This window comes from Stenotrophomonas sp. STEN008, assembly GCF_056760435.1.
This window is the reverse complement of the sequence record NZ_JBRRET010000072.1, coordinates 1-5748: the sequence shown is the minus strand read 5'-3', so window position 1 is coordinate 5748 and position 5748 is coordinate 1. Positions and strand designations below refer to the sequence as shown.

Here is a 5748-nt window from a genome sequence, read left to right as displayed (position 1 = left end):
GCCAGCTCCTTCTCGCGTGGTCTCCTCCCCCCCGCCCCCTTGCCCCCGGGGGCCCCGGCCGCGCGGCCGGGGCGGGGGCGGGGGTCCGCCCCCGCCGCCCCCCCCCCCCCCCCCCCCGCTACCGCATGGTCGGAATGCCATGCCGAGGCCCGGTGTTCGTGCCGAAGTACCGGGAGAAGTAACGGTAGCGCCGGGCCATGCCCGGCGAGCGCAGCGGGGAAGCGAAATGCCGCCGGGCACGGCCCGGCGCTATCCGCGGTGACGCTGCTGCGTCACCGCTGTGGCGTGATCACCTGGGTCGGCAATCGTGCCGGCGGCGCCGGGTTCGGCACCCAGATCGCCACGCCTGCGGCGCGCTTCTGCGTGGTCGGAATGCCAATGCCGAGGCCGCCGCCCACATGCGAGCCATAGCTGCCGGCGCCCACGGACATGCCCACCGGCGAGCCGCTGCTGCCCACGCCCATCAGCACTACGCCGTTGGCGCCCAGCGCTGCGGCTTCGCGCTTCAGCCGCGCCACGGCGGCGTCGGTCTGGCCCTGGGTGCCGAAGCCCACCGCCGAGGCGGATTCCAGCTGGGCGATCTCCTGCGAGCCGGCCGGCGGCGTTGAATAGATCTGCACCTGCGCCGGGTCGATCGGCGCCCGCGCGCGGCCCAGCATGACCTTGGAGGTGCTGGCACAACCGGCGGCGGCCAGCAGCATGGCCGCCAGTGCGGCCCAACGGATGTTCATGGCAATACCCCTGCAGGACTGGATGGGATCATCGGTGGGCCACTCTGAATCGGCGCCAACGCCCTGTGCGCTGGGCATCCAGACGCTAGCACGGCTGAGGTGAGCGGCCCGCCAACGGGAGTAGGCGACGGCGGCCGGAACGTCTATGGTTGGGGCCGGGAACCAACTGCGGGAGAGCGGCGATGGGTGTGATCAGTCTGTTGTGGGGTGTACTGGCGCTGCTGTGGATGATCCTGGCGCTGATACCGCTGCTGGGCTGGGGCAACTGGTTCCTCATTCCGTTCGCTGCGGTCGGCGCGGTGATCGCCGCGCTGGGTATCCTGTTCACTCACCCGAGCAAGCGCGGCCGGGCCTGGGCCGGCCTGGTCCTGAACGGCATCGTGGTGGTGGTGGGCATCCTGCGCCTGGGCCTGGGCGGTGGCGTGATCTGAACCTGCGGCCGGGTGCGACCGGGCGTCGCAGGGCTGCGGCCCGCAGCCGGGCAGGGGCGTACAATGAACGGCTGCGCGAGCCTGCGCGTGCCTGTGAATCCGCGCCCGGCGCGGCTGCCCCATGATCATCCGACCTCGTCCCCACGGCTGGCAACTGCTGTACATCCTGCGCGGATCGATCGTTCCGGCGATCGCACCGAAGGTGCTGGCCATCCTGATCCTGTCCATCGCCGTCGCCGCGGTGGTGGAACTGGCGCCGCCGATCGGCATCGAGCGCGTCTCGGTCACGCCGTTCACCCTGCTGGGCCTGGTCCTGTCGATCTTCCTGAGCTTCCGCAACAGCGCCTGCTACGAGCGCTGGTGGGAAGGCCGCAAGCTGTGGGGGCAGCTGGTGTTCGAATCGCGCTCACTGGCCCGGCAGGTGAACCTGCTGCTGGTGGATGACGCAGGCCGCCGCCGTCGCATCGCCTATCTGGCCACCGCCTTCGCCCATGCGCTGGCCGCCCGCCTGCGCGGCCGCATCGTGGCGCTGGCGGCCCTGCCGTGGCTGGACAAGCGCCAGCGTGCGCAGCTGGCCGAGCGCGAGAACGTACCCGATGCATTGCTGGCGATGATCGCCGCCGAACTGGCGCAGGCGCTGCGCAGCGGCGATCTCGATCCGATCCTGTACGCCCAGCTGGAAGACCGCCTGCATGCGATGTCCTCGATCCAGGCAGGCTGCGAGCGGATCCTGACCACGCCGCTGCCGTTCGCCTACACCCTGCTGCTGCACCGCTGCGCGTGGATGTTCTGTGTGCTGCTGCCGTTCGGCCTGGCCAGTTCGCTGGGCTGGGGCACGCCGGTGCTGTCGGCGGTGCTGGCCTACGCCTTCTTCGGCCTGGACCAGCTTGGCGAAGAAATGGAAGATCCGTTCGGCCTGGAGCCGAACGATCTGCCGCTGGACGCGCTGGTGCGCACGATCGAGATCGATCAGCTCGACGCGCTCGGTGAACGCCCCCTGCCCGAACCCCTGCTGCCGCAGGGCTACCTGTTGCACTAGCCACTCCTCGGAGCCTGCCATGCCTCATCCCCACTACCGCCCGCGGCGCATGCGCCATGACGAGTTCTCACGCCGCCTCATGCGCGAGAACACGCTGACCACCGACGATCTGATCTATCCGGTGTTCGTGCACGAACCGGCCGGCCGCACCGCTGTGCCGTCGATGCCCGGTGTGGAGCGGTTGTCCATCGAGGAACTGCTGAAAGTGGCCGAAGAGGCGCTGGAGCTGGGCATCCCGGTGATCGATCTGTTCCCGGTGATCGACGCCTCGCAGAAGTCGCTGGATGCCTCGGCGGCATGGGCGGAGGACGGACTGGCGCAGCGTGCGATCCGCGCCCTGAAGTCGCGCTTCCCGGAGCTGGGCGTGATGACCGATGTGGCGCTGGACCCCTACACCACCCACGGCCAGGACGGCATCATCGATGACAAGGGCTACGTGCTCAACGACATCACGGTCGAAGCGCTGGTCAAGCAGTCGTTGTCGCATGCCGAAGCCGGCGCGGACATCGTCTCGCCGTCGGACATGATGGATGGCCGCATCGGTGCGATCCGGCGCGCGCTCGATGCCGACCATCACCTCAATGTGCGCATCATGGCCTACTCGGCCAAGTACGCCTCGGCCTTCTACGGCCCGTTCCGCGACGCGGTGGGCAGCGCGGCCAGCCTCGGCAAGGCGGACAAGAAGACCTACCAGATGGACCCGGCCAACGGCGACGAGGCGATGCGCGAGATCGCGCTGGATCTGGAAGAGGGCGCCGACATGGTGATGGTCAAGCCGGGCATGCCGTATCTGGATCTGGTGCGTCGCGTGAAGGAACAGTTCGGCGTGCCCACCTTCGCCTACCAGGTCAGTGGCGAGTACGCGATGATGAAAGCGGCGTTCGCCAATGGCTGGCTGGACGAGCGCGCCTGCGTGATGGAGTCGCTGCTTGGTTTCAAGCGCGCCGGCGCCGATGGCGTGCTGACCTATTTCGCGCCACAGGTGGCGCGCTGGCTGCGCGAGCGCTGACAATAGCGCCATCGATGGAGGGAGGAACGGCTGATGGGACCCGAACTGGGATGGATGCAATGGCTGATCTGGGGCGTCGGCACGCTGGTGTTCGGTGCCGTCATCGTCGGCGTGTTCATCGCAGCCTGGCGGGCGAGCAAACGCCCTCCCGAGCAGCTCTCCGCCGCCCGTCGGATCGCCCGTGAACAGTCCCTGCCGGACAGCGTGCAGGCCGAGCTGGCCGCGCTCAACCAGCGCAAGGACAGGGGCCAGCTGAGCGAGGCGGACTACGAACAGCAGCGCGCCAAGGTGCTGTCGCGCTGATTGCGGTGCCCAGGGCCGGCATCTACCGCATGCACCCGGCCACGGCAGGCACTTTCGGTACCGCCAACCGGTAGAGATCCACGCCCCCGGCACGCGGCGCCTTCGCCGCACTGCTGGCGACCAGCATTTCCCCCGGCTTGGCGTTGTCGATCACCGGCGCACCGGTCCAGCCGCCTGCCTGGTTGAAGGACAGCCCCAGCGGCTGCAGCGCCACGCCGCTCCAGGCGCACCCGCTGCTCCATACCTGCGCGCTCGTGCCGCTGCCACGACTGAAAACCACGGCGCCATCGTTGCCCAGCCAGTCAGCGTCAGTCTCGTCATCGGCGCTGTTCAATGCCGCCAGCGCGGTGGCCGGGCCCCGCACGCCCTCGGCATCGAGGGTGGCCACGAACAGATCCCAACCGGCGCCACGGCCCTGATGGCGCGCGAACAGCAGCCGCCGGCCATCCATGCTCAGCGCTGGACCGCGCTCTTCGTACCGCCCACGCTCGCCGCGCAGGGCCTGTGCGTTGCCAAGTCGGCCATCGCCGGTCACGGCGGCACGGTACAGCGCCAGCTGGCCTTCGGTACCCGCCGCGAACAGCAGCCATCGGCCATCGCGGCTGAAGTAGGGATCCCGGGCCTCACCGCTGACGTCGACCGCCAGCGCCTGTGCCTGCTGCCAGCGGCCATCGATCAGGCGGGCCTGCCACAGGCCCCAGCCGCCCTCGCCGCGGCGGGCGAAAACGATGCGCTGGCCGTCGGCACTGATCGTGCCGCGAGCCTCGTCGGCACGGGTCGAGACCACGCCCATGCCTTCGATGCCGTACTCGTTCAACGCCATCGCCACGGGGGCAGAGAGTAGACTGGCGGCAAGCACCAGCAGGGTCGGGGTGATGCGCATCATCCGGGTCCGTGCACGAAAGAGCATCAGTCTAGCCAGCTTGAGGAATCCATGACCGACCGTTACGCCGTCTTCGGACACCCCGTTGCCCACTCGAAGTCGCCGCAGATCCACGCGACGTTCGGTCGCCAGGAAGGCATCGCCATCGCTTACCGCACGATCGACCTTGCCCCCGACGCCTTCCTCGCCGGCCTGGAAGCATTCGCCGCCGAAGGTGGTGTCGGTGCCAACGTCACCCTGCCGCACAAGGAAGCCGCGTTTGCGGTCTGCACCACGCTGACGGCCCGTGCGCGCCGCGCCGGTTCGGTCAACACGCTGCTGCGCAAGGGCGAGCGCTGGCATGGTGACACCACCGACGGCATCGGCCTGGTGCGCGACCTGACCGACCGCCATGGCCTGGACCTGCGCGGCCGCCGGGTGCTGATGATCGGTGCCGGCGGCTCGGCCCGCAGCGTCGCCCCGGCGCTGCTCGATGCCGGCATCACCGAGCTGGTGGTGGTCAACCGTACGCCGGAACGCGCCGATGAACTGATCGATGCGATGGGTGAGCCGGGCCGCGCCATCAGCCGCTACTGGGAAGACCTGCGCGAGCTGGGTGACTTCGAGCTGATCGTCAACGCCACCTCTGCCGGCCGTGACCGCGACGTGGAGTTCAAGCTGCCGCTGTCGCTGGTCAATTCGATGACCACCGCGGTCGACCTCAACTACGGCGAGGCGGCCATCGCGTTCCTGGCCTGGGCGCGTGCGGCGCAGTGCCGCAATACCGTCGATGGCCTGGGCATGCTGGTCGAGCAGGCCGCCGAGAGCTTCCTGCAGTGGCATGGTGTGCGCCCGCAGACCGACGAGGTCTACCAGCAGCTGCGGCAGGGCGCCCTGGCGCTGGCCGGCGAGGACTGACCGATGGACAACATGACCCTGCTGGTGACGGTGCTGAGCATGGTGGGCGTGCGCCTGCCGGTGCTGATCGCGCTGTGCGTGGGCCTGGTGTGGGTGGTGGGCGCGCCGCGCGATGCCACCCGCAGCGGCGCGCTGGCCGGGCTGCTGCTGTTGCTGCTGGCCAGCCTCGGCAGCATGGCAGCGGGCATCCTGCCGATGTGGATGGTCAGCAGCGGTGACTTCAGCGCGGTTTCGAGCATGAGCGCCATCCTGGGCGTGCTGCATTTCGCTCTGGCGATGGTGGAAGCGATCGGCATGGTGCTGCTGGTCTGGGCGCTGGTGCGCCTGCTGCGCCAGCGGCCGCCTGTGGTAGGCCGGTAAGGTCGTGGGGGGGGGGGGGCCCCCCGCGCCCCGGGCGGGGGGGGGGGGGGGCGCGCCCCCCGCCGCGGCGCCCCCCCGCCGGCCCCCCGCGGGCG

Annotated in this window: 8 protein-coding genes; 6 read left to right on the top strand and 2 right to left on the bottom strand. The window is 69.9% G+C overall.

What is annotated here, in order from left to right:
- Window positions 1-272 precede the first annotated feature (272 nt).
- Window positions 273-731 (bottom strand): hypothetical protein, encoded by a 459-nt coding sequence (locus ACVOME_RS18505; protein WP_053517962.1) that lies wholly within the window; start codon window positions 729-731, stop codon window positions 273-275.
- 182 nt (window positions 732-913) lie between these two features.
- On the opposite strand from ACVOME_RS18505, the gene ACVOME_RS18500 reads away from it, so the two are divergent.
- From ACVOME_RS18500 to ACVOME_RS18485, 4 genes are all read left to right on the top strand, one after another.
- Entirely contained in the window at window positions 914-1162 is a 249-nt protein-coding gene (locus ACVOME_RS18500) for a hypothetical protein (protein WP_006475755.1), read from the top strand.
- Between the two features lie 121 nt (window positions 1163-1283).
- A complete protein-coding gene (locus ACVOME_RS18495) occupies window positions 1284-2201 on the top strand; it encodes a bestrophin family protein (protein WP_053517963.1) in 918 nt (305 codons plus the stop codon).
- A gap of 19 nt (window positions 2202-2220) precedes the next feature.
- Window positions 2221-3210: a porphobilinogen synthase gene (hemB, locus tag ACVOME_RS18490; protein WP_053517964.1), complete on the top strand. Its 990-nt coding sequence runs from the start codon at window positions 2221-2223 to the stop codon at window positions 3208-3210.
- 33 nt (window positions 3211-3243) lie between these two features.
- A complete protein-coding gene (locus tag ACVOME_RS18485) occupies window positions 3244-3513 on the top strand; it encodes a hypothetical protein (RefSeq protein WP_053517966.1) in 270 nt (89 codons plus the stop codon).
- Between the two features lie 22 nt (window positions 3514-3535).
- Here the strand turns inward: ACVOME_RS18485 and ACVOME_RS18480 are convergent, their stop codons facing one another.
- Window positions 3536-4399: a TolB family protein gene (locus ACVOME_RS18480; protein WP_481505385.1), complete on the bottom strand. Its 864-nt coding sequence runs from the start codon at window positions 4397-4399 to the stop codon at window positions 3536-3538.
- A 48-nt stretch (window positions 4400-4447) separates the two neighbouring features.
- Here ACVOME_RS18480 and aroE point away from each other — a divergent pair, with 48 nt between their 5' ends.
- Window positions 4448-5293 (top strand): shikimate dehydrogenase, encoded by an 846-nt coding sequence (aroE, locus tag ACVOME_RS18475; protein ID WP_481505384.1) that lies wholly within the window; start codon window positions 4448-4450, stop codon window positions 5291-5293.
- 3 nt (window positions 5294-5296) lie between these two features.
- Entirely contained in the window at window positions 5297-5653 is a 357-nt protein-coding gene (locus ACVOME_RS18470) for a hypothetical protein (RefSeq protein WP_065181457.1), read from the top strand.
- The last annotated feature ends 95 nt before the right edge of the window (window positions 5654-5748 follow it).

What these genes read in the sequence shown, in the direction of transcription:
- ACVOME_RS18505 (WP_053517962.1), bottom strand. Translation starts at nt 731, where the DNA reads ATGAACATCCGTTGGGCCGCACTGGCGGCCATGCTGCTGGCCGCCGCC.
- ACVOME_RS18500 (WP_006475755.1), top strand. Translation starts at nt 914, where the DNA reads ATGGGTGTGATCAGTCTGTTGTGGGGTGTACTGGCGCTGCTGTGGATG.
- ACVOME_RS18495 (WP_053517963.1), top strand. Translation starts at nt 1,284, where the DNA reads ATGATCATCCGACCTCGTCCCCACGGCTGGCAACTGCTGTACATCCTG.
- hemB (WP_053517964.1), top strand. Translation starts at nt 2,221, where the DNA reads ATGCCTCATCCCCACTACCGCCCGCGGCGCATGCGCCATGACGAGTTC.
- ACVOME_RS18485 (WP_053517966.1), top strand. Translation starts at nt 3,244, where the DNA reads ATGGGACCCGAACTGGGATGGATGCAATGGCTGATCTGGGGCGTCGGC.
- ACVOME_RS18480 (WP_481505385.1), bottom strand. Translation starts at nt 4,399, where the DNA reads ATGATGCGCATCACCCCGACCCTGCTGGTGCTTGCCGCCAGTCTACTC.
- aroE (WP_481505384.1), top strand. Translation starts at nt 4,448, where the DNA reads ATGACCGACCGTTACGCCGTCTTCGGACACCCCGTTGCCCACTCGAAG.
- ACVOME_RS18470 (WP_065181457.1), top strand. Translation starts at nt 5,297, where the DNA reads ATGGACAACATGACCCTGCTGGTGACGGTGCTGAGCATGGTGGGCGTG.